The following is a 22,866-nucleotide window of genomic DNA, read 5'->3' on the forward strand; positions in this document are numbered from 1 at the left end:
TGCGGCGGGGTGGTGGGCACCGCAGGCCCAGGCGCCGGCTATCCGTTCCAGGCCCACTTCTGGTTGGTGCCGCCCCAGCAGCTGTAGAGCTGGATCTTGGTGCCGTTGCCGGTGCCGGCTCCGGCGGCGTCGAGGCACAACCCGGACTGGACGCCCTGGATGGTGCCGTCGGAGTTCACCCGCCACTTCTGGTTGTCGCCGCCCCAGCAGGAGTAGATCTGGACCTTGGCGCCGTTGCCGGTGCCGGCCGCGTCGAGGCACTTGTTGCCGTACACCCGGATCTCGCCCGCGGAGGTGGAGGTCCAGGTCTGGTTGGTGCCGCCGTTGCAGTCCCACAGCTGCACCTGGGTGCCGTCCGCGGTGCTCGCGCCGGGCACGTCCAGGCAGCGGCCGGAGGCCGCCCCCTTGATCGGCCCACTACCCCCACCGGAGGTAGGAGTCACGGTCGGGCTGGGGGACGGGCTGGGGGACGGAGACGAGGTACCGCCGTCGAGCGTGAGGTTCTTCTGCTGGACCTGCCACTGGGTGTTGCACAGGCCGCAGTTGGGGCCGACGAAGTTGGCGCCTGCCGTCGTGTCGCCCTTCAGCCGCCACTTGAGGTACAGCACCGCCACTCGGCCGAACTCTCCACCGTTGGTCTGGTCGTAGGTGCCGCCGTGTCCGACGTTCAGATTGCCCATGAACGCGGGCAGCCCCGCCGGCAACTTGCCCCAGTCGTCGATGGCGTTCGGGTAGGCGATGTCACTCGGCCCGCCGATGAAGTAGGCGATCGGCTTCGTCAGCCGGCGGAGCTGGTAGTCGTCTGAGTCGTTCAACAAGCCGCTACTGAAGATGGTGGTCGTGCTGATACGTGAGTCGTTGGAGACGGCGTAGGCCTCCAGCCCTCCGCAGGACCAGCCTCCTACAGCGATCTTGCTGGTGTCGAGCCTGCCGTTGTATTTGCCGCCCTGCCGGCTGTTCTCCGCGACCGCCCAGTCGATGGACTGGGTGAGCATCTGAGACGTCGTCGAACCAGAGCCGTTCGGGCTGCCGCTGGCGATGACCAGGAACCCGTACGAGGCGATCTCGCGGAGGAAGTTCAGCTGTCCCGTCCCGTTGGCGGAACAGCCTCCGTTGCCCCATACGAAAATGGGGAGCTTCTCGGACGGGAGGGTTCCGGGCCGGTAGATGGTGTGATTGGGCAGGCCGGTGGAGGTCTCGTAATCGGCCGGGTAGGGGCCCGAGCCCCCGACCGCCGCGGCGGCCGGCGTCGTGGTCAGCGCCACTATTCCGGCGCAGAGTGGGGCGACCGCGGCCGCCAGCACTGCGCTGATAATCGAGCGTTTTCTCATTTCGCCCTCCGAGGTGTCACGACGGCGCTCTATGTCGGATGTGGCATGCGCGGCGCACGCCGACGGAGCCCGACAACGGCGCGACAACTCCCACCGCAGTCAGGCTGGTCGGCGCCAACCGAATTTCGAGATCGATACAACGGCCCATCGACTGCGAATTCACGCCCGTACCGGACGGAACGAGCCGATGAAGAACAGCGTGCAGTTACTATCACTGCGGTAATAAAAAGTGTCAAGGGACCACACTCGGCACGTTAAGTGGTGCGCGCAGACCGGAAACGCCCCTGACGCACTCGGATCCGGGCGTAGACCGGCCAGCCTCCGGGCCGGCGCCGCCGGCCCCCTGTCCGGTGCCGCGGGGGCGGGCCGGTGCGGACGGCTCCGGCGCAGGTCACAACGCCTGGCAGGCCCGACGCTCCGGTGAGATCTCGCAGGCGGCGGCCAGTCGGGGAGCTACGCGACGCAGCGGTCGCGAGACGCGCCCAGGCGGCGAGGCAGTCGTTTGAGTGCGTGAAAGTTTCTTCAGCCGTCCCCGCCGGCCGGGGCCGAAACGGAATTCTCCGATACCTGGAAATGGGTGATCCAGGACGCGGCGTCCGGCCAGTACGGTGTCGCGACCTGGATGAGCCGCGCCTCGGCGAGCGAGCCGAGAGCGGAATGGATCTCCAACATGAGGTCCCTGGCAGCCTGGCGGGGCCACGGCGCCGGCAGGAGGTGCTCGGGAAGGTTCGGGTCGATGTCCGGGAACTTCCGCCAGGAATCCATGACTGAGGTCCGGGCCACCAGCGCCCGGGTCGCGTCGATCTCCCCGTCGCGGACGGCCACCCGCAGGTCCGAGTACTGCGCGATGAAGGCCTCGTAGGCCGAGGCGAGGCCGGCCAGATCGTAGGCGGCGGCCGGACCATGCGGACCGGCCTCCTCGTCGAACCGCGTGTGCATGACCGACCACCGACCACCGTCGACGTCGTCCAGGACGTCACACAGCGCACGAGTCACCGGACCGGAGTCGGATCCAGGCCGGATCCACACGCTGTCGTACAGCCGCGCGAATCCCAGCGACCCCAGAGCCTTGCGGACCGCGTGCCGCGTGGCCTGGCCTGACTGGGGCACCGAGAAGGAGACGGTCACCCAGTCTCCCGTCCATCGGGGCGGGCGTGCGCCGAAGCTCAGGAAATGATCCATCCGGGAGCGGTGCCTGGCGACCGCCTGAGGCGTGAGGTGGTACACGGGCGGCCGTCCTGATCCCCGTACGGCGATCAGGCCTCGCTTGGTCAGCCGGGACAACGCGGCCCGTGCGCTGGACTCGCTGATGCCGAACTCCCCGAGCATCGCGACGACCGCCATGGAGGGAAGGCCCGCATCCGAGGAGTCGAGGTACTCACCGAGCAAGGTCGTCAGCAGGTGCTGCGGGTTGGGGCCGACCTGCGCCCGCGGGGCTCCGACATCGTCCGGAGGTACATGGACACTCACGTCATCAGCTTGCCTCACGACAACGCCTTCGCCGCACGACTCCGGGCTGGGCTCTCGCCGGGATCGCGTGTGCAGCCGTACGCAACCGGATGCGGCCCCACGCGGCGACGGCCCCGCGTGGCGCAGGTCGTACGCTCAGTGCGAGTGGCGGGGCGGGGCGCTGCCGCTGCCACCGATGAGGAAGTCCAGGTCCGCGCCCTTGTCGGCTTGCAGCACGTGCTCGGTGTACAGCCGTACCCATCCCCGGTCGGCGGCCGGTTGCGGCGGCTGCCAGGCGGCGCGACGGCGCTCGAGTTCCGCCTCGTCGACCAGCAGGTCCAGACGCCGTGTCGGGACGTCGAGCCGAATCACATCGCCCGTACGCACGAGTGCGAGGGGGCCGCCCACCGACGCCTCCGGGGCCACGTGCAGGATGCAGGTGCCGTATCCCGTGCCGCTCATTCGGGCGTCGGAGATCCGCACCATGTCGGTGACCCCGTCGGTGAGCAGCCGTCGTGGCATCGGCATGTTACCCACCTCAGGGAAGCCGGGGTAGCCGCGCGGTCCGGCGTTCTGCACCACGATGATCGTGTCAGCGGTGACGTCCAGGTCCGGGTCGTCGGCCGCGGCGACGTAGTCCTCGATCCGGTCGAACACGAGCGCCTGTCCGGTGTGCTGGAGCAGATGGGGCGAGGCGGCGGAGACCTTCAGCACGGCCCCGGACGGCGCGAGCGACCCGCGCAGCACGACGGTCCCCGACCCGGCGGGCTGGAACGGCTCCTCCATCGTGCCGATGACCTCTCGGTTCCAGCACTGGGCACCGCTGATGTTGTCGGCCACGCTCTTCCCGCTGACGGTGACGTGGTCCAGGTGCAGCAGGGAGGCGATCTCCTTCATCACCACCGGGAGTCCGCCCGCGTACGCGAAGTCCTCCATCAGGTGCGTGCCGGAGGGCATCAGGTTCACCAGCATGGGCACGTCGGCGGTGAGCGTGTCGAAGTCCTCCAGCGAGAGGGAGACGCCGAGGCGCCCGGCGATCGCGAGCAGGTGCACCACGGCGTTGGTGGAGCCGCCGATCGCGGCGTTGACCCGGATGGCGTTCTCGAAGGCCTCCCGGGTGAGCACTGTGGACAGCCGCTGGTCCTCTTCGACCATCGCCACGATCCGGCGCCCGGCGGCGTGCGCGAGCGCGTATCGGCGGGAGTCGACCGCGGGTACGGCGGCGGCCCCCGGCAACTGGACGCCGAGCGCCTCGGTCACACAGGCCATCGTGGAGGCGGTCCCCATGGTCATGCAGTGCCCGCGGCTGCGGGACATGCAGATTTCCGCCTCGGCGCAGTCGGCCGCGGTCATCCGGCCGGCGCGCTGTTCCTCGGTGAAACGCCACACATCGGTGCCCGACCCGATGTCCCGCCCACGGAATTTGCCGTTGAGCATAGGACCGCCGGTGATCATCAGAGTCGGCAGGTCGACACTGGCCGCGCCCATGAGCAGCCCGGGCGTGGTCTTGTCACAGCCGGACAGCAGCACCACCCCGTCGAGGGGGTTGGCCCGGATCAGTTCCTCCGCCTCCATCGCCAGCAGATTGCGGTAGAGCATCGTGGTCGGCCGCATCAGCGGCTCCCCCAGGCTCATCGCCGGGAACTCCAGCGGCAGGCCACCGCTCTCCCACACGCCACGCTTCACCGACTCGGCGAGGTCGTGCAGGTGGGCGTTGCACGGCGTCAACTCCGACCACGTCGTGGCGATGCCGACCACCGGCCGGCCGTCGAAGACGTCGTCCGCGAATCCCTGGTTGCGCATCCACGATCGGTGGATGAACCCGTTGCGGCCCTCCGCTCCGAACCACTGCTGGCTGCGCAGCGGGCGATTCGTCATCGACATCGGCACACCTCTCTGTCATGTGGATCGAACTGCTGGACGACCGGCCACGGCTACCTCAGGCCTCCGACGGACAGTCCGCCGCGCCAGTGTCGCTGGAGAGTGAAAAAGGCGATGATGAGCGGGACCACCGACACGAGCGCGCCCAGGATGATGAGGCTCCAAAGGGAGGTACTGCCCGCGTTGTTCGCCGAGGCGATGCCCTGCCAGAGGCCGAGCCCGACGGTGACGGGGAAAAGGCGGTTGTCGGAGAGCATGGCGAGGGGCAGGAAGTAGTTGTTCCAGGACGCCACGGCCGACAGGAGCAGCACTGTGACCACCGCCGGTCGCATCAGCGGGAAGGCGACCTGGAGGAACGTCCGCACTTCACCCGCGCCGTCGACCCGCGCCGCGTCCAGGATCTCGTCGGGAACCGCGTCACGCGCGTACACGTGCATCAGGTAGACGCCGAACGGGTTGAGCAGTGACGGGAGGATCACCGCCCAAATCGTGTTCGTCAGGCCGAGCCCGGAGAACATCATGAAGGTGGGAATCACCAGGGCGGTCGCGGGCACCATCAACGCGCCGAGCAGGATCGAGAAGCTGAAGCGTCTGCCGGCGAACCGGTATTTGGCGAATCCGTAGCCGGCCATGACGGCCAGGATCGTGGCGCCGATCCCGCCCGCGAACGCGTACAGCGTGGAGTTGAGGATCCACCTGCCGTAGATGCCGCCGTCATAGGTGAACAGCCGCTGGAGATTCCCGAAATAGTCGACCCGATCGGCGAACCACAGCGTGTTGCCGCCGCCGAACAGGCCGGGGGCGTCTTTGGAACTGTTGACGGTGACCCACCAGAACGGCACGAGGAAGTACACGACCAGGAACCCGAGGAAAATCTGCAGGGGGAGGTGGCGTTGGGGACGGCGGCGTGCGCCGGCGCCGGAGCTGCCGGTCATCAGAAGAAGCTCCTCCGCTTGCGGGTGAAGAACAGGAAGGCGTAGACGCAGACGAACACGATCCCGCCGAGGGCGAAGGAGATCGCCGATCCGTAGTTGAAGTTCGCGAGCCCGAACGCCTGCTGGTACGCGTACATGTTGGGGGTGAATCCCGGTGCGATCGTGCCGGCCGCGAGGTATCGCAGAATCTGTGGTTCGTTGAAGAACTGCAGGGTGCCGATGAGCGAGAAGACCAGGATCAGGAGCAGCGCGGGGGCGATCAGCGGGATTTTGATCCGAAGCGCGATCTGCCATTTGCCGGCGCCGTCCATGCGGGCGGCCTCGTAAAGCGTCGGGTCGATGCCCTGGAGCGCCGCATACAGGATGATCATGTAGTAGCCGGCCCACTGCCAGGTGACGACGTTGATCAGGCCGTAGAAAATCAGATTGCTGCTGAAGAAGTCGGGCGCGGTGGCGCCGAACAACCCGAAGATGTCGGAGAGCGGCCCGAAGCTCTTGCTGTACAGGAATCCCCACATGACCGCCCCGATGACCGTGGGAATGGCATAGGGGAGGAAAATCATGAGGCGGGAGAAGCGGGTGAACAGCGAGGTCACGGCGTCCAGGATGAGGGCCATCGCGAGCGCGATGACGATCTGCAGCGGGATGGCGACGAGCGAGAAGCGGATGACGAACCACGCCCCGGAGAGGAACGTCGGGTCGGTGAACGCCTTCACGTAGTTGCCGAGGAAGACGAAGCTGGTGCCGCCGATCAGCTTCTTCTGCCAGAGGCTGAGGTAGAACGCGTACGCGAGCGGCGCGATGAGAAGCGCCAGGAAGACGATCCCGAATGGCCCGACGAAGAGCCACCCCATCAGGTGCTCACGAAGGCGCACCTTGCCGCGGACCTTGTGCGCTTTCTCTTGAGTGCTCGCCGCACTCTCCTCGGTCAGGAGGGTCATCTTGGGCTCCGCAAAGTCGATACCGGGGGGTCACGGGGTGGGCCGGCCGGGGACGACCGGCCCACCCGTGTTGTCACTGAACGGTGAACCCTTGCTCCTTGGCGTAGCCCACCACGTCCTCCTGAATTCGGTCAGCGGCCTGCGCACCGGTGACGGAGCCCTCGATGAGGGCACTGACCTGCTTCGTCATGGCGTCGAAGTAGTACTGGCCGAACGGGCTGTAGGTCATGCCCTTGTAGGCGTTCGCCGCGGGGACGTAGACCTCCTTGTTCGCCTGCTGGCCGTCGAAGAACGACACCTTCAGGTCCACGAACTTGGGATCGTTGAGCGCCTTGAGGTTCAGCGGGAAGATGATCTGGTTGGTCCAGCCGTCGGTGAGCGACTCGTCGTCGGCGTAGAGGCCGTACGCCGCCTTCGCCGCGAGTTCGGGGTTCTTGGCCTGGCTCGTCACCGAGAAGGCCGACCCGCCCCAGTTCACCTGCACCGGGTTGTTGGGATCCCACTGCGGGAGCGGCGCCACCGCGAACTTGCCGGTGTCCTTGCCCTTGCCCACGCCGGCGCCGGTGAGGTATCCGGGCGCCCAGGCCGCCGAGACGTACGTCGCGTACTTACCGTTGACCACACCGGCGATGTACTCCGGCGTGAACTGGTCCTGCGTCCCGACCAGGCCCTTCTTGGCGAGGCGCCCCCAGTAGTCGAGCACATCCTTGGATGCCTGGTCGTTCAGCTTGATACCGATCGACTCCGGCCGCGCCGGATCGTAGGTGAACGGATTCGCGCCCTTCTGGATCTGCAGCGCCATCGTGACGGCCGACACGTTCGCGCCCAAGTCGCCGAACAGCGGGCCCCCCGCGTCCTTCACCTTCTGCGCCGCCTGCTCGTACTCGGCCCACGTCTTCGGCGGCGTGATGTCGTACTTGTCGAAGATGTCCTTCCGGTAGATCATCGCCATCGGTCCGCCGTCGACCGGCACGCCGTAGACCGCGCCACCGATCGAGACGTCCTTCCACGCGCCCGGGCCGTAGTTGTCCTTGACGGCGTCATAGCCGTACTTCTTGATGTCGACGAGCGCCTTCTGGATCTGGAAGGTCGGGATCCGGTCCGCCTCGATCATGATCACGTCGGGAGCACCGGTGCCCGCCGAGATGGCCGTCTGGAACTTGTCGTACTCGTCACCGCCTTGGCCCACGTTGGTCCAGCAGACCTGCACCTCGTTGTTCTGCTTGTTGAAGTTGTCGACGACGAGCTGCATGTTGGGGTACCAGCCCCAGAAGGTCACGACCGGCAGGTCCTTCTTGCTGATCGTGTTCGTGCAGTTGCTCGCCTTGTTTCCGGCCGCATCGCTTCCGCTGTTACCGCTGTTGCCCGCACTCGCGTTGCTTTCGCTTCCCGCGGTGGAGGAGCAGGCGGCAAGCACGCACGCGGCGGCGAGCATGGATGCGGTGGCGAATAGTCTTTTCGTCTTCATTGACATGATTTCCCTTCCGGGATCGCTGCGCACAGGGGTCATGCGCCGCCGCTGAGGCCGAGCGATCGGCCGGGACAGAGCGCGGATGACGCGATCCGCGCCCTGTCCTTCGTGCCGATCCTCACATGTGAACGTTCACATGACTTCGCTGCCTGGCGAGTACGGCCGGGGTTGCCGCCTCGACGGGCCTGCCTAGCGCTTGAACAGGCGCGGCGCCAGGTCGATGAGGTTCTTCTGCCACACGTCCCAGCCGTGCGGTCCGGGGGTGACCCCGTCGAACTCGTAGTGGACGCCGAGGCTGTCCATCGTGGCCAGTCCCGCCATGAACGACGGGTTCACGAAGTCGGTCACATCGCCGACGTACATGCGCAACAGCTTGGTCCCGCTGTTGATCGCCTCCACGTCGACACCGGTGCCGCCGCCGAACCCGGCCGAGAACGCCGCGATGTAGGCGAACCGGCCCGGATACGCCTTGAGCACCCCGATCGTCTGTCCACCGCCCATCGAGAGGCCCGCGAGTGCCTGCTGCGACGGATCGCTGGAGACGTTGTAGTGGGCGCGGGCCGCGGGAACGATGTTGTCCAGCAGCTCCTTGTTGAAGTTGGACGTGTTGCCGTTGCCCATCACGACCACCATCGGCACCAGCTTGCCGTCCAGGAACTCGTGGTCGAGGATCTGCTTGGCGCGACCCATCTCCACCCAGTCGGTGTAGTTCTGGCCGCCACCGTGCTGGAGGTAGAAGACGGGATACGGCTGCGCGCGGTTCGGGTCGTATCCGGGCGGGGTCCACACCAACGCGGTCCGGTCCGCATTCGCCACGTTGCTCCGGTACGTCAGACTCTCGACCTTTCCGCCCTGACCGGCGGGAACGTCCGAGAGCAGGCGCGACCTCTCTCCGGAGACGAGGAAGGTGCTCCAAGTCGGCTCGGTGGTCACCTTCGTCGGGTTCGACGCGTCCTTGACCGAGACCCGGTCGACGATGAACTTGTAGTAGTAGAACCACGGGTCCAGCGGACCCACGGTCGCCCGCCACCGGTCGCCCTCGCGAGACAGCGGGATGCGCAGCCAGCTCCCGCCGGGAGCCGTGTTCGCCCACACCGTGACGTGCTGGGCATCCTTGAAGTCCGTGGTGGTCTCGAAGGTGACGAAGCCGCCCTCGGACACGAACGGCGTCGGAGTGGTACCCGCCGGCGGCGGGGTGAACTCGCCCTTCAGCTGCCCGTGACCGGCGCTCGGACCGTGGTCCGACACCTTGCGGAACAGCCGCGGCACGAAATCGATCAGGTTCTCCTGCCAGGCGGTCCAGTTCGCCCCGGCGTCGGGGTTGACCCCGTCGAACTCGTACCTCACACGGGCGCGGTCCAGCGCCTTCGTCAGGCGGACGGTCGCGTTGTAGGCGGGATCGGTCACGTTCCCGGTGTACAGACGCACCAGTTTGGCACCCGGGTTCGGCCTGGGACCGGGTCCCCCACCGGCGATCTCCGTGAGGAGACCCGAGAACGAGCCGGCGTAGGCGAACTGGCCCGGGCCGGTCAGGGCGGCGCGCAACGCCTGCGACCCGCCCTCGGACACACCGGCGATCGCCTGGTGCTCCCGGTCACGATGGACGCGGTAGGCGTCCCCGACCGCCTTACGGAGGTCCTTGAGGTCCTTGTCGTCGTCCGGCCCGCGACCATCGGTCATCACGACCACCATCGGCTCCATGGCACCCTGAGCCGACAGGTTGTCGAGAATCTGCTTGGCGCGGCCGAGGTCGAACCAGTCGGTGGCGCTCCTGTCCGAGCCGGACTGCAGGAACAGCACGGGGTAACCCTTGCCCTTGGCTTGGTAGCCCGGCGGCGTCCAGACCAGCGCCGACCGCTCCTCCGTCTTGACCCGATAGGTGAGGGTCTCGACCTTGCCGCCCTGCCCCTCAGGCGCGTCCGCCAGCAGACGCGCCGAGTCGCCCGAAACGAGGAAAGTGCTCCAGAGCGGCTTGGACGCCACAGTGGTGCTGTTCGTCGGGTCCTTCAGACCCTTGGTGTCGTCACCCGTGACCTGGTAGTAGTACAGCCCCGGCTTGAGCGGGCCGAGGATCCCCGACCACACGTCGCCCCTGCGGGTCAGACCGAACTCCGCCCAGGCGGAGGAGGGACCGAAGTTCCCCTCGATGACAACCTGGGACACCTGGCCCACGTTGGCCTGGACGTCTGCCGCCGGGACGGTGAACGACGCGTAGCCGTCCTCGGAGACACTCAGCCACGGCGTGTCCGCCACCGCCGGCCGAGGTGCGAGCAACACCGCCGCGAGCGCCATGACTCCGGCGACGATCACCGCCGAGAGCCGGCGTACGCCCATGGGGCGCACGCTGCCGTGATATAATGACAACGTCATACCGAACTCCTTAATAGTCGACAGCGGATTGGGCCCGACTGGTCGACTGATTCATCGGTGGATGTGTCGTGGACTCTGTTCCTGCACCTCCGTCCGTAACGGGTTCGTTTTTGATTGACCTGACGTCAGGTACGGCCGAATACCGCGCCTGTGGTGTGTCAGGGCCTTGTTGTGGTCCTCGGCGGTGCGGTGCTGCCGCGGACCACCAAGCGCGTCGGGAGCAGTATCTGGCGGGGGCCCTCCCACTCACCGGTCACCAGCGACTTCAGCATGTGAGCGGCCTCGTATCCGAGTCGGTACATCGACTGGTCCACCGTGGTCAGCCCCGGCTCCGCCAGCGCGGACTCCGGAATGTTGTCGAATCCGGCCACCGACAGGTCGCCGGGAACGCTGAGCCCCAGCTCCTTCGCGACCTCCAGAACCTTCAGGGCCATCCCGTCGCTCGCCGCGAAGATCGCCGTCGGACGGTCCGCCCTTTCCAGCAACTCGCGCGCCAGCGGGACCGCGGACTCGGGATTGAAATCCCCCCTGCCGATCAAGGCCGGGTCGACCGGCACACCGGCTTCGGTCAGCGCCCTCCGGTAACCCTCCTCTCGCGACCACGCGGCCGCGAGGCTGGAACGGCCCGCGATGAATCCGATACGCCTGTGACCCAGGCCCAGCAGGTGCTCGACCACTGTGATGGCGCCCGAGAGGTTGTCCGCCGTCACCGACGGCACTGTCGAATCCCGCACCGGATCGATGACCACGACCGGAGTGCTGCTGCGCACCTCGCCCCAGGGTGTGACGACGATGCACCCGTCCGTGAGCGTGCCCGACAGGCGGGTCAGATGCCGCTGCTCCCAGCCTTCCGAGTACGTTCCGTAGAGATCGCTGTTGGCGTAGATGATCAGATGGAAGCTCGACTGAGCCAACGCCTCCATCACACCCTTGAGCACCTCGGCCGTATAGGACTGGAAGCTGTGGGTGACCAGACCCAGGACATTGGTACGGCTGCGCCGCAGGCTCGTCGCCACCAGACTCGACTCGTAGCCCAGCCGCTCGATGGCGGAACGGACCTGCGCGATGGTGCCGGCGCTGACGCCGTAGCGTCCGTTGACCACCCGCGAGACCGTTGCGGTGGAGACACCCGCCAGTCGCGCGACATCGCTCATTGTCACCGGCGCACCGCCTTCGGCCATGCCGTCCTCTTACACTGCAATCGTTATCGGTTACGTTTCCAGCGCTTAACGTAAGCGATAACGATTGCCAACACAAGCCTCATTTCGGTCTCTTAGCACGCGGTTCCCACGCACATAGGGGATGCGGCGGCGGGGTTACCGGTCTCCATCCCAGCGGGCGCCGTGAGGTTGTCATGGCAGCTCACCGACACCGGCCGTGCCCGTGTAGACCTTCTGGACCTGCGGCCGGTCGGCGTCGCCCGTGACGGTGAACGCACCCACGTGGGTGTGAGCGTCGGAGGAGAATCCGACGTAAACATCGATATGCCCGGTTTCTACCGTGTAGGTCATATCTCGGCCGTAGAAGCCGAGTTGGCCCGTAGGCACGTGGAAACGTACGGCCGCGCGCCGCCCGGGAGCGACGGACACACGGGCGAAACCCTTCAACTCGAGCACGGGCCGGGTGACCGTGGCCTCGGGGTCACGAATATAGAGCTGGACGACTTCCTCACCGGCTCGATCACCGGTGTTGGCCACGGTGACCTCCACCGCGACGCCCTCCCCGGCGGTCACTTCGGTCCGGTCCAGCGTGGCCTGTTCGATGACGAACGGGGCGTATCCGAGACCGTGACCGAAGCAGTAGCGCGGGCTGACGGGCGAGTCGACGTAGTCGCCGTGCCAGTGTGACCGTCCGCCGGACACCTTGTGCCCGTAGAAGACGGGTATCTGGCCCACGGAGCGCGGGTAGGAGATGGGCAGCTTCCCGCTCGGGTTCACCTCGCCGAGCAGCACCTCGGCGATCGCCTGTGCCCCGGTCTGCCCGGGCAGCCAGGCCATCAGCACCGCGGCGCATTCCTCGTGCAGGAAGTCGCCGCCGACCGGGCGACCGGCGACGAGCACCGCCACCACGGGGGTGCCGGTGGCGACGACGGCACGGACCAGGTCCTCCTGGACACCGGGAAGCTCCAGGCTGGATCGGTCCCGCGACTCTCCCGTGGTGGCCTGGGTCGTCAGCCCCGAACGATCCCCCAGAACCAGCACCGCGACGTCGGCCGCAGCGGCGGCCGCGACCGCCTCGTCGAAACCGTCCTTCGACGTGTCGATCACGTCGCAGCCACGCGCGTAACGCACCCGATCCCCCAGGCGGGCCATGAGCGCGTCACGCACCGAAGGCAGCCCCTCCGTACTCTCCTCGATCTCAAGGTCGTCCGGGATCGTCATCATCTGGCCGAGCAGGCCCTGCCGCTCGCGCGCCTGCATCAACGACTCGACATGAGCCGCGAAGGAGTAGTCACCGAGCAGGTGCCGCGCGTCGTCGGCGTTCGGCCCGATGAGAGCGACCGTTCCGGCGCCCGGTCGCAGCGGCAGGACGCCGTCGTTCTTGAGCAGGACGAGGCTGCGCCGAGCTATCTCGAGCGCCACCTCCTGGTGCCGCTCGGCGTTCACCGTCACCGCGACCGCGGCCTCGTCGACGTAAGGGTTCTCGAACAGGCCGAGCTCGAACTTGTGCCGGAGAACCCGTGAAACCGCTTCGTCCAGTTCCCCTTCGCCGACCTCGCCGACTTCCAGGGCGTCCGCCAGGGGATCCGCGTACGCATCCGTCGCCGGCAGTTCGACGTCGGTACCCGCGGTGAGTGCCAGAATCGCCGCCCGCCGCTTGTCCTGCGCGAAGTGGTGATACGAGTGGAGATCGTCGACGGCGAAGTAGTCCGACACGACGGTGCCGGTGAAGCCCCACTCCCCACGGAGGACATCGCTGAGGAGCTCACCGTTGGCGTGGCAGGGAATGCCGTCCAGCTCGTGGTAGCCGGCCATCACCGACTGAAGGCCCGCCTCGCGGACCGCCGTCTCGAACGGATACAGATACACCTCCCGCAGCAGACGAGGCGGCAGATGCGCCGGCGCCCAGTTCAACCCCCCCTCGGACGCCCCGTACCCGACGAAGTGCTTGGCCGTCGCGATGACGCCCTCCGCCAGAGAATCGCCCTGGAGGCCACGGACGAACGCCGCGCCCATGCGGGCCACCAGGTAGGGGTCCTCCCCGTAGGTCTCCTCCGTCCGGCCCCACCGCGGGTCCCGCACCACGTCCAGCACCGGTGAGAGCCCCTGATGACTTCCCATCGCGCGCATCTGCGTGCGAACGGCATCCGCAAGCAGCCGGTTGAGTTCCGGCTCCCAGGTGCTCGCGACGCCGATCGCCTGCGGGAAGACGGTCGCCTCCCGTGCCATCACCCCGGAGCACACTTCCTCGTGCACGATCGCGGGAATCCCCAGCCGGGTCTCGGTCACCAGAAAGCGCTGGATCGCATTCGCCACCCGCGCCACCTGTGCCGCCTTCAGGCTGGTGGCCCCCGCGACGCGAGTCACGTGCCCCAAGCCGTGCCGAAGGACCGTCCGCGCCCGCTCCGCCGAGTAGTGGCCGCCCTCGATCAGTGAGAACGCCCAAGCGCTCCCCAACTGCGCGAGCTTCTCCTCCCGGGTCATCCGGGCCAGCAGATCCGCCACGCGCTCCCCTACAGGCGCGGCCGGATCGATGTAAATCGCTTCGGATTCCCGTCTCACCGTGGTCACTCGATCACCCCAATCACCACTGCAGCCCCATTTCCGGCGTCATCGATGACATCGCCAGTCGCCTCTGAACAGACCAGGCCAGATCACCTCGCCCCGGTCCCTGCCTCGTCGCCGCCGATTCCCCAGATGCGCCGTCAAGCGCGCCGGGACGACGGCGTCCGGGCCTCACCACCGGCCCCTGGCGACGTCCATCACATGCGTCCGGCCCTTGCGTAAACGTAATCGGTAACGTTTACGATGCAACCGTCGCCGATCACGTCCGGTTTGTCCATAGCCCGCACCACAGCTGCCAGGCCGGCCGTTCGGCTGAATGAACCGCCGGCACCTCTGCGCCTGACGCCCATCACTTCACGACAAAGGGGAAATCGAGTGCACATCGTGCGATACCAGCGGCATAACGACCCCCACCCACGCATCGGGGTGGTGAATGACGGCGTCCTGTCCGCCCTGCCGGTCGCCGGTATGTTCGAGCTCCTTCAACATCGGAAAGAGGAAATCGAAGGGATTTGTGCCGACGCCGCCCCTGCCTGCTCGCTCAGCGAGGTGCGTCTGCTCGCCCCCGTGGACGGCGCCACGGAGGTGTGGGCCTCGGGCGTGACCTACCTGCGCTCCCGGGATGCCCGGGTGGAGGAGAGCGCCCTCAAGTCGGTCTACGAGCTGGTCTACGACGCCGAGCGTCCCGAACTGTTCTTCAAGTCGCCCGCCTGGCGGGTGGTCGTCGACGGCGAACCCGTCGGCATCCGCTCCGACTCGGAGCTCAACGTTCCCGAGCCCGAGCTGGCTCTTGTGGTGAACCGCTTCGAGGAGATCGTCGGCTACGTCGTCTGCAATGACATGAGCTCACGATCGGTCGAGGGCGAGAACCCGCTCTACTTACCGCAGGCCAAGCTGTACGCCGGCGCCTGCGCCCTCTCCCCCGGTATCAGGCCCGCGTGGGAGGTCGACGCCTCCGACCTCACCATCCGCCTGACGGTTACGCGCAAGGGCGCCGTCATCTGGGACGGCACGACCTCCACCAGGCAGATCCGTCGCCCGTTCAGCCAGCTGACCGCCTATCTGTTCCACTCGGAGAACCATCCCCACGGGGTCGTGCTCTCCACCGGGACCGGCATCGTGCCCGATCTCGACTTCCGGCTCCATGCGGACGACCTGATCAGCGTGACGATCGACGAGATCGGTGAGCTCCACAATCCGGTTGTCGTAGGCAAGGACCACTTCCGCTTCCTGACGACCCCGTGACTCCGGGGTGATCGCTTCCGGGAAGAAGGGGAGCCGGTGCGTATCGTCGTGTCCGAGAGCCAGGAAGGCCAGGAAATGAAGATCGCTGCCATCGGGGGAACCGGCCTCATCGGATCCCGGCTGGTCAATGTCCTGAGCGCGCGTGGGCACGAGGCGGTGCCGCACTCGACGTCCACCGGAGTGGACCTGCTCAGCGGGCGGGGCCTGTCCGAGGCGCTGGCGGGCGCCGACGTCGTCGTCAACCTGACGAAGCCGCGGACCTTCGACGACGCCTCGCCCGCCTTCTTCCAGAAGACGATGGACAACCTGCTGGCCGGTGCCGAGGCGGCGGGCGTCGGCCACGCGGTCATCCTGTCGATCGTCGGCGCCGACCTGGTGCCCGGCTCGGTCTACTACCGTGCGAAGGTGCTGCAGGAGGACCTGCTCAAGGCAGGCCCCGTGCCGTACTCGATCGTGCGTTCCACGCAGTTCTTCGAGTTCGTCGACACGGTGCTGTCCTGGACGTCCGACGAGCACACCGTCCGCCTGCCCGCCACCCTCATGCAGCCCATCGCCGCGGACGACGTCGCCCAGGCCGTGGCCGACGTCAGCGTGGGCGTCCCGCTGCGCGGCACCCTGAACATCGCGGGCCCCGAGGTCTTCGCGCTCGACGAGCTGGGCAGGATCACCCTGACCGCCCGCGGCGACCACCGCGCCGTCGTCACCGACGACAGCGCCGGCATGTACGCCGCCGCCTCGGGCTCCGCCCTCGTCGCCAAGGACGGCGCCGTCATCGCCAGGACCACCTATCGGGAGTGGCTCGCGCGCTGACCGGCCGGCACCCCGCCGGCGCCCGTTCCGCGCATTCCTCCAGCCGCGAGCGTGCGAGTCCGGTGCCGCGTTGTCACAGACCTAAACTCTGCCCTGTCTTCGGAGCGGACCGTACGTTGGACAGCGACAGGAGCAGGACCTTGCCACCAGCAGGCACCACGATCCGGATCCGGGTCCGGATGAGCGCCCGTGCCATCGATGAGCCGCACCGCGTTTCGAGTCAGCTCGAACTGTTGTTCGATCTCACCTTCGTGGTCGCGGTCGCGGCCGCCACCGCGCAGTTCGCGCACGACATCGCCGGCGGTCACGGCCTGGCCGGGCTGGTGCCGTTCCTTCAGGTGTTCTTCGCGATCTGGTGGGCGTGGATGAACTTCACGTGGTTCGCCTCGTCCTACGACACCGACGACGTCGCCTACCGGTTGCTGACCATGGTGCAGATGGCCGGTGTGCTGGTCCTCGCCGCCGGCGTGCCCGCCGCGGCGAGCCACTCCGCCTACGGGGTCATCACGCTGGGCTACCTCATCATGAGAATCGGGCTCGTCGCCCAATGGCTGCGGGCCGGTCTCGAAGATCCGGCGGGGCGCCGCACCGCGTTCCGCTACGCCGGCGGCATCGGCTTCCTGCAGTTGGGCTGGCTGTCGCGGCTCGTCCTCGTGGAGACGGGAGTCCTGCCCTCGTCCTTCGGTCTGCCGTTCTTCGTCTGCCTGGCCGTCCTGGAACTCGCGGTGCCGCGGTGGGCGGAGCGGGCCAGGGCCACCAACTGGCACCCGCACCACATCGCCGAGCGCTACGGCCTGTTCACGATCATCCTGCTCGGTGAGAGCGTGCTGGCCGCGAGCAGAGGGGTCGGAAGAGCGCTCGAGACGGGCGAGGTCGGCGGTCCCTTCGTCGTGATCGCCGGCGCCGGTCTCACCCTGCTGTTCGCTCTTTGGTGGCTGTATTTCCTCGGACCCGCCGGGGACGGTCTCAGCGATCGCCGTCATCGGTCCTACCTGTGGGGATACGGCCACTATGGAATTTTCGCAGCTCTGGCAGCCCTCGGCTCCGGGCTCGAGGTGGCGGTGGAGAAGAGCGGGCACGACGTCGTGGCGTCGTCGCCGGCGCTCGGCTACGCGGTCGCCGTCCCGGTAGGGGTGTATCTCGCCCTGCTGTGGGCGGTGCACGTGCTCGTCGTCACAGAGCCCGTCATTTTCCCCGCCGCGGTTCTGGCGTGCGTCGTCATCGTCTTGTCACTGCCGCTCGCGACGCCCTGGGTCGGCGTGGCCGGCACGGTCGCGGCGATCGCGGCCGTCTGCGTTCTGCTGGTCGCCGTCACGATCTGGTCGGCGGCCGCCGGGGCCCGCACGGGAGCACGTCGTCATGACCCGTCCCACGTGACCGGTGACGAGTTGACGTGAACTTCGCGGCTGCCGTCACAACCCCGGAGGCTGTCCGGTCTTAGCTGGCGACCGGGCGGCAACGAGGTGGCCCGGCGGACAGAAAGAGAGCGCGATGAAGATCGTGGTAATCGGCGGCACCGGCCTGATCGGGTCGAAGCTGGTGAAGAAGCTGGGCGAGCACGGTCACGAGGCGGTCGCGGCGTCGCCGAACACCGGCGTCAACACGCTGACCGGCGAAGGGCTGGCCGAGGTGCTGGCGGGCGCGCAGGTGGTGGTCGACGTGTCGAACTCGCCGTCGTTCGAGAGGACCGCGGTGCTGAAGTTCTTCGAGACCTCCACGGGCAACCTGCTCGCGGCGGAGGCGGAGGCGGGCGTGGGTCACCACGTCGCGGTGTCGATCGTGGGAACGGAGCGGATGCCGGAGAACGGCTACTTCGCGGCGAAGATCGCCCAGGAACAGCTGATCGAGAAGTCGGGGATCCCGTTCTCGCTCGTGCACTCGACCCAGTTCTTCGAGTTCGCCCGCGGCATCGCGGACGACGCCATGGTGGACGGCAAGGTGCACATGCCGCCCGTGCTCTTCCAGCCCATCGCGGGCGACGATGTCGCCCAGGCGGTCGGCCGGACCGCGGTGGGGTCGCCGCTGAACGGCAGGGTCGAGATAGCCGGGCCCGAGCAGTCCCGGATGGACGAGTTCTTCCGGCAGGCGCTGGCCGCCTGGGGCGACCCGCGCGAGGTGGTCACCGACCCGCACGCGCGTTATTTCGGCAGCGAGCTGAGCGAGCGGTCGCTCGTTCCGATCGGCGACGCCACCCTCGGCACGATCCGCTACCACGACTGGCTCGGCCGCACCGCCAGCGACAAGTAGGCCGGCGAGGCCGTTCATCCCTGAGGGCGCGCACGCGATGACCGCGATCACCGGCCACGCCGCTGTCCCGGCCGCACCGCTGTCCCGGCCGCCGCGGTCATCGCGTCCCGCCCCCCGGCCGAGTCATCCGCACACGACACGGAGAGAGGAACGATGACCGCTCGAAACGACGAGACCGAATTTCTGCACGAGCTCGAAATCGAGGTCGAGGCGGAGGTGATCCGGGTCGAGTCCAGCCGTCCGGAGGACGCCGCCGGCCTGCCGGTCACCGACTGGCTGTTCGACCCGACGGACGCCGAACGCGAGGAGATCGGCCTGCGAGGGCTGCTCGCCGCGGTCGAGGTGCTGGAAGACGACCCCCGGCCCGGCGATCCCGCCGAGTAGAGCGGCCTAGGTCGTGTCTGACAAATCATGGCCCTGCTGCGCGTGGCCCAGGCGGCGCCTCGCTGCGTTGCCCCACCCACGAAAATCCCTCGCAGGCTCAGGATTTCCGCGGGGCCCGGGGTCGTCGTCGCCGATAACGCTGTTATCGGCTCCTCCTCCGCCTTGCGATGCATCCACCTGGATCCACGCTCGCGACGGGCAGCACTTGTCAGACACTCCCTAGGAGGCGACGCCGGCGGCGAGCAGTTCCTCCAGTTCGGCGAGGTCGCCGGTCTGCGCGGCGGAGAGGAACGTCCGTACGAGGCGCCGGTGCCCGGTGGTGCTCACCGGGTTGCGCCGCTCGCCGGCGAGGTGGTGGCGGGCACGTCGTACGAGTTGCCGCGCGTGGTCTTCGTTCAGGCCGAGGATCTCGGAGATCCGGCGGTGGGGGTAGTCGAAGGCCACGCGCAGGAGATAGACCGCCCGTTCGGCGGGGGTCAGTCTCTCCAGCAGCAACCGGATCGCGGCGTCGACCGCCTCGTGTCGCTCGGCCGCCGTCTCGGGGCCGGCGGAGTGGTCCGTCGGCTCGGGCAACCAGGGGCCGGCGGGCGTCTCGCGGCGCCTGCGGGCGGACTGGGCGACGTTGAGGGCGAGCCTGGTGGCGGTCAGCGCGAGGAACGCGGGCGGATCGACGACGATCGAGCGGTCCGCGCGGGCCCAGCGCAGCCACGTCTCCTGCACCACGTCCTCGGCCTCGCCCACGTCGTGCAGGACGCGCAGGCCGATCGCGAAGAGCCGGGGCGCGACGTCGACGAACGCCGAAGCGGCTCCGTCCCGTCCTCCGATCGATCCTTGGCCGGTCCGCTCCGCGTGGTCTCTGTGCGACTCCAACAGGTTCATGGTCACGACCTCGGCTCCGTTCACACGCGGCATCCGGCGATGCCGCTGTGATCACGGTCGCGTCCGGGGTCCTTTCATCGCGCCCTGGAGAGAGCGTGGTCGACACCCTGGTCCGGGTGCCGCGGGCGCCTAGGGGCCCCGTGGTAGGCACGCGGGGATCGGCGCGAGCCGCTTCGCACCGGGGTCGTCGCGCTGGTCATCGCAGGCAGGATCACCCCAACCGCGAATAATGACCAGGCCGGGGTTAATTGCCGGGTTGACACCGGAAAGGTAGGCTGCGCGTCGATCCGAGGGGTAGCGCCGGTAGCCTCCTACATTCGGCGGTCGACGGTCAACGGGTGAAGGGGGCGGCGGGGCGGTGCCCATGGCAAGCAAAGGTTTCGATCCGCCGCTTCGTGGGCGGCAGATCGAGTGCGAGACCCTGGACCAGCTCGTGTCGACGGTGCAAGCCGGCCACAGCTCGGTCCTGGTCCTGCGCGGCGAGGCCGGCATCGGCAAGACGGCGCTGCTGGAGTACGCGCGGAGCAGCGCGTCCGGCTGCCGGACGGCCAGAGCGGCGGGCGTCGAGTCCGAGATGGAGCTGGCCTTCGGCGGCCTGCACCAGCTGTGTGCCCCGTTCCTCGATCACCTCGGTCACCTGCCGGGCCCGCAACGCGACGCGCTCGGCACGGCGTTCGGCCTGAGCGCGGGACCTCCGCCGGACCGCTTCCTGGTCGGGCTCGCGGTGCTCAACCTGCTCGCCGAAGTGGCAGGGAAAGGGCCGCTGATCTGTCTCGTCGATGACGCCCAGTGGCTGGACGAAGTCTCCGCGCAGACCCTCGCCTTCGTCGCGCGACGCCTGCTCGCGGAGCCGATCGGGCTGGTGCTCGCGGTGCGCGAGCTCCACCTCGGACAAGAGCTGAGAGGGCTGCCGCAGCTCGACGTAGGACGGTTGAGCGACAGCGACGCCCGCGCTCTGCTCGACTCCGTGACTCCTGGACGACTCGACGAGCAGGTCAGGGACCGGATCGTCGCCGAGACGCAGGGAAACCCGCTGGCCCTGCTCGAAATGCCCCGGGGATTGACGCCGGCGGAGCTGGCGGGTGGATTTGGGCGGCCCGACGCGCGGCCGCTGGCGAGCCAGATCGAGCAGAGCTTCCTGCGGCGGGTCCAGTCGTTGCCGGCCGAGACGCAGCGGCTGCTGCTCATCGCGGCGGCCGAGCCGGTCGGCGATGTGACCTTACTGACTCACGCGGCCGAGTTGCTGGGCATCGACGCGGCCGCCGCATCGCCGGCCGAAGCGGCGGGGCTGATCACCATCGGGACCCGGGTGCGTTTCCGCCATCCCCTCCTGCGTTCGGCGGCCTACCGCGTCGCGGCCCCGCAGGACCGGCAGGACGTCCACCGCGCGCTGGCCGACGCGACCGATCCCCAATCGGATCCCGACCGCCGGGCGTGGCATCTCGCCAACGCGGCGGCCGGCCCCGACGAGACGGTGGCCGCCGAGTTGGAGCGCTCGGCCGACCGGGCGCAGGCGCGCGGCGGAGTCGCCGCGGCGGCCGCCTTCCACGAGCGGGCGGCCGAGCTGACCCCCGATCCCGCACGCCGCGGCGCCAGGGCATTGGCGGCGGCACGCGCCAAACATCGGGCCGGTGCGTACGACGCCGCGCTCGAACTGCTGGACGCGGCCGAGCTCAGCCCTCTGAACGAACGCGAACTCGCCCAGGCCGGCCTGCTGCGCGGTCGGATCGCGTTCGCCTCCAGAAGCGCAGGCGCTGCCTTCCCCCTGCTGCTCAGAGCCGGTAAGCGCCTGGCGCCGCTGGACGCCGGGCTGGCCCGCGAGACCTACCGTGACGCGTTGAACGTGGCCATGAACGCGGGCCGTCTGCCGAGCGGCGCTCAGGTGGTGGACATCGCGAAGGCGACGCTCGCCACACCGCCGGGGCCGCCGCCTGAGCGCAACGATCTGCTCCTGAACGGTGTGGCCGTGGCGCTCACCGAGGGTTACGCGGCGGGCGCGCCGATGGTGCTGCGGGCCCTGGACGCCTTCCGTGCCGAGGGGGCCTCCAGGGAAGAGGGCCTGGGCTGGCTCCCGTTCGCGTCCCGCATGGCCCATAACGTCTGGGACTTCGACAACTGGTCCGTGCTCTCCGCGAGGCTGGTCGACCTGGCACGCGAGGCGGGTGCGCTGTCGGTGCTGCCCTCGGCTCTCCACATGCTCGTGTCGAACAGGGTCCTCGCCGGCGAGTTCGCCCTGGCAGATGCGCTGGTCGCCGAGGCGGCGACGATCGGTGAGGTGACGGGCAGCCGCTTCCTGGCCCAGTACGCGGCCCTGGTACTCGAGCCGTGGAGAGGCCGGGAGGCCGCGACACGTCAGGTCAGCGACGCGATCATGCGGGACACGGCCATTCAAGGGGAGGGCAAGGTGCTGACCGCCACCCAATGGGCGAGCGCGGTGCTCTGCAACGGCCTCGGCCGCTACGAGGAGGCGTACGTCGCGGCCGAGCGAGCCTTCGAGCACCCGCAGGAGCTTGGCGGGACGGCCATCAGATCCACGGTCGAACTCGTCGAGGCCGCCGCCCGGAGCGGAAGACCGGCCCGAGCCGCCGAAGCCGCCCGGCGACTCGACGAGATGGCACGAGCCAGTGGCACCGACTGGGCCCTGGGCACCTCGGCGTGCGCGCGTGCCCAGGTGAGCGACGGATTCGACGCCGACACTCTCTACCGCGAGGCGATCGAGCGGCTCGGCCGGACCGAGGTCCGGACGACGCTCGCCCGCACCCGGCTGCTCTACGGCGAGTGGCTGCGCCGGGAGAATCGCCGCCTCGACGCACGCGAGCAACTGGGCACCGCGTACGAGATGCTCAGCGACATGGGGGCCGAGGCGTTCGCGGAACGCGCCCGGCGTGAGCTCCAGGCCACCGGCGAGACGGTACGCAAGCGCACCGTCGAGACGCGCGCCACTCTCACCGCCCAGGAAGCGCAGATCGCGCGCCTGGCCGGTGACGGGCTGACGAACCCCGAGATCGGCGCGCAGCTCTTCATCAGCCCGCACACCGTCGAATGGCACTTGCGCAAGGTCTTCGCGAAGCTCGGCATCGCGTCCCGCAGGCAGATCAGCACCGCGCTGCTCGCGGGCACCGGGGCCACGGCCTGAGGTCTCGCTGATTCGCCCGTTGACGGGCGGTGCGACATTTCGTACGTTCCGCGTAGGCCGCA

The 22,866-nt window shown here is 68.4% G+C and carries 17 protein-coding genes; 7 read left to right on the forward strand and 10 right to left on the reverse strand.

Translation table 11 applies throughout. From position 1 onward, the window contains the following. Positions 1-38: 38 nt before the first annotated feature. From HHX35_RS43520 to HHX35_RS19460, 6 genes are all read right to left on the reverse strand, one after another. Positions 39-1,304, reverse strand: coding sequence for a ricin-type beta-trefoil lectin domain protein (locus HHX35_RS43520; protein WP_310739175.1), 1,266 nt, complete (start codon positions 1,302-1,304; stop codon positions 39-41). A gap of 549 nt (positions 1,305-1,853) precedes the next feature. After that, the gene (locus tag HHX35_RS19440; RefSeq protein ID WP_182900179.1) at positions 1,854-2,801 is read right to left on the reverse strand and encodes a PaaX family transcriptional regulator C-terminal domain-containing protein; all 948 of its coding nucleotides are present in this window, start codon (positions 2,799-2,801) and stop codon (positions 1,854-1,856) included. 135 nt (positions 2,802-2,936) lie between these two features. Further along, positions 2,937-4,664, reverse strand: a complete 1,728-nt coding sequence (locus tag HHX35_RS19445) for an IlvD/Edd family dehydratase (protein ID WP_182900180.1) — start codon at positions 4,662-4,664, stop codon at positions 2,937-2,939. A 50-nt stretch (positions 4,665-4,714) separates the two neighbouring features. After that, the gene (locus tag HHX35_RS19450; RefSeq protein WP_182900181.1) at positions 4,715-5,596 is read right to left on the reverse strand and encodes a carbohydrate ABC transporter permease; all 882 of its coding nucleotides are present in this window, start codon (positions 5,594-5,596) and stop codon (positions 4,715-4,717) included. Then, positions 5,596-6,537 carry a carbohydrate ABC transporter permease gene (locus HHX35_RS19455; protein ID WP_139576594.1) on the reverse strand — a complete coding sequence of 314 codons (942 nt, stop codon included), beginning with the start codon at positions 6,535-6,537 and terminating at the stop codon, positions 5,596-5,598. Before HHX35_RS19455 ends, HHX35_RS19450 begins: the two co-directional genes overlap by 1 nt. Positions 6,538-6,610: 73 nt before the next feature. Further along, positions 6,611-7,816, reverse strand: coding sequence for an extracellular solute-binding protein (locus HHX35_RS19460; protein ID WP_220505627.1), 1,206 nt, complete (start codon positions 7,814-7,816; stop codon positions 6,611-6,613). 16 nt (positions 7,817-7,832) lie between these two features. Here HHX35_RS19460 and HHX35_RS42650 point away from each other — a divergent pair, with 16 nt between their 5' ends. Further along, the gene (locus HHX35_RS42650) at positions 7,833-8,060 is read left to right on the forward strand and encodes a hypothetical protein (RefSeq protein ID WP_220505628.1); all 228 of its coding nucleotides are present in this window, start codon (positions 7,833-7,835) and stop codon (positions 8,058-8,060) included. Positions 8,061-8,197: 137 nt separating this feature from the next. Here HHX35_RS42650 and HHX35_RS19465 read toward each other — a convergent pair whose 3' ends face one another. The 3 genes from HHX35_RS19465 to HHX35_RS19475 all read right to left on the reverse strand — a co-directional run bounded on the left by HHX35_RS19465 (position 8,198) and on the right by HHX35_RS19475 (position 14,043). Then, positions 8,198-10,378 carry an esterase family protein gene (locus HHX35_RS19465; protein ID WP_182900183.1) on the reverse strand — a complete coding sequence of 727 codons (2,181 nt, stop codon included), beginning with the start codon at positions 10,376-10,378 and terminating at the stop codon, positions 8,198-8,200. 158 nt (positions 10,379-10,536) lie between these two features. Continuing rightward, the gene (locus HHX35_RS19470) at positions 10,537-11,559 is read right to left on the reverse strand and encodes a LacI family DNA-binding transcriptional regulator (protein ID WP_182900184.1); all 1,023 of its coding nucleotides are present in this window, start codon (positions 11,557-11,559) and stop codon (positions 10,537-10,539) included. Between the two features lie 171 nt (positions 11,560-11,730). Beyond that, a complete protein-coding gene (locus HHX35_RS19475) occupies positions 11,731-14,043 on the reverse strand; it encodes a glycoside hydrolase family 3 N-terminal domain-containing protein (RefSeq protein WP_220505629.1) in 2,313 nt (770 codons plus the stop codon). 627 nt (positions 14,044-14,670) lie between these two features. Here HHX35_RS19475 and HHX35_RS19480 point away from each other — a divergent pair. From HHX35_RS19480 to HHX35_RS19500, 5 genes are all read left to right on the forward strand, one after another. Next, positions 14,671-15,348: a fumarylacetoacetate hydrolase family protein gene (locus HHX35_RS19480; protein WP_310739176.1), complete on the forward strand. Its 678-nt coding sequence runs from the start codon at positions 14,671-14,673 to the stop codon at positions 15,346-15,348. Between the two features lie 75 nt (positions 15,349-15,423). Further along, positions 15,424-16,158 carry an SDR family oxidoreductase gene (locus HHX35_RS19485; protein WP_182900186.1) on the forward strand — a complete coding sequence of 245 codons (735 nt, stop codon included), beginning with the start codon at positions 15,424-15,426 and terminating at the stop codon, positions 16,156-16,158. 140 nt (positions 16,159-16,298) lie between these two features. Further along, positions 16,299-17,555, forward strand: a complete 1,257-nt coding sequence (locus tag HHX35_RS19490) for a low temperature requirement protein A (RefSeq protein WP_220505630.1) — start codon at positions 16,299-16,301, stop codon at positions 17,553-17,555. Between the two features lie 94 nt (positions 17,556-17,649). Then, a complete protein-coding gene (locus HHX35_RS19495; RefSeq protein ID WP_182900187.1) occupies positions 17,650-18,405 on the forward strand; it encodes an SDR family oxidoreductase in 756 nt (251 codons plus the stop codon). 153 nt (positions 18,406-18,558) lie between these two features. Beyond that, positions 18,559-18,789, forward strand: a complete 231-nt coding sequence (locus tag HHX35_RS19500; protein WP_182900188.1) for a hypothetical protein — start codon at positions 18,559-18,561, stop codon at positions 18,787-18,789. Between the two features lie 219 nt (positions 18,790-19,008). Here the strand turns inward: HHX35_RS19500 and HHX35_RS19505 are convergent, their stop codons facing one another. Next, a complete protein-coding gene (locus tag HHX35_RS19505) occupies positions 19,009-19,668 on the reverse strand; it encodes a sigma-70 family RNA polymerase sigma factor (protein ID WP_182900395.1) in 660 nt (219 codons plus the stop codon). A gap of 364 nt (positions 19,669-20,032) precedes the next feature. Between HHX35_RS19505 and HHX35_RS19510 the strand changes: the two genes are divergently transcribed. Further along, positions 20,033-22,804, forward strand: coding sequence for an AAA family ATPase (locus HHX35_RS19510; RefSeq protein ID WP_182900189.1), 2,772 nt, complete (start codon positions 20,033-20,035; stop codon positions 22,802-22,804). Positions 22,805-22,866 lie beyond the last annotated feature (62 nt).

The sequence above is a fragment of the Microbispora sp. H10830 genome, from assembly GCF_014161375.1.
GTDB classification, from domain to species: domain Bacteria; phylum Actinomycetota; class Actinomycetes; order Streptosporangiales; family Streptosporangiaceae; genus Microbispora; species Microbispora catharanthi.

Excerpts from the sequence above, each read along its gene's own strand:
- HHX35_RS19445 (WP_182900180.1), bottom strand. The coding sequence starts at position 4,664 with ATGTCGATGACGAATCGCCCGCTGCGCAGCCAGCAGTGGTTCGGAGCG.
- HHX35_RS19450 (WP_182900181.1), bottom strand. The coding sequence starts at position 5,596 with ATGACCGGCAGCTCCGGCGCCGGCGCACGCCGCCGTCCCCAACGCCAC.
- HHX35_RS19455 (WP_139576594.1), bottom strand. The coding sequence starts at position 6,537 with ATGACCCTCCTGACCGAGGAGAGTGCGGCGAGCACTCAAGAGAAAGCG.
- HHX35_RS19465 (WP_182900183.1), bottom strand. The coding sequence starts at position 10,378 with ATGACGTTGTCATTATATCACGGCAGCGTGCGCCCCATGGGCGTACGC.
- HHX35_RS19470 (WP_182900184.1), bottom strand. The coding sequence starts at position 11,559 with ATGGCCGAAGGCGGTGCGCCGGTGACAATGAGCGATGTCGCGCGACTG.
- HHX35_RS19485 (WP_182900186.1), top strand. The coding sequence starts at position 15,424 with ATGAAGATCGCTGCCATCGGGGGAACCGGCCTCATCGGATCCCGGCTG.
- HHX35_RS19495 (WP_182900187.1), top strand. The coding sequence starts at position 17,650 with ATGAAGATCGTGGTAATCGGCGGCACCGGCCTGATCGGGTCGAAGCTG.
- HHX35_RS19500 (WP_182900188.1), top strand. The coding sequence starts at position 18,559 with ATGACCGCTCGAAACGACGAGACCGAATTTCTGCACGAGCTCGAAATC.
- HHX35_RS19505 (WP_182900395.1), bottom strand. The coding sequence starts at position 19,668 with ATGAACCTGTTGGAGTCGCACAGAGACCACGCGGAGCGGACCGGCCAA.
- HHX35_RS19510 (WP_182900189.1), top strand. The coding sequence starts at position 20,033 with ATGGCAAGCAAAGGTTTCGATCCGCCGCTTCGTGGGCGGCAGATCGAG.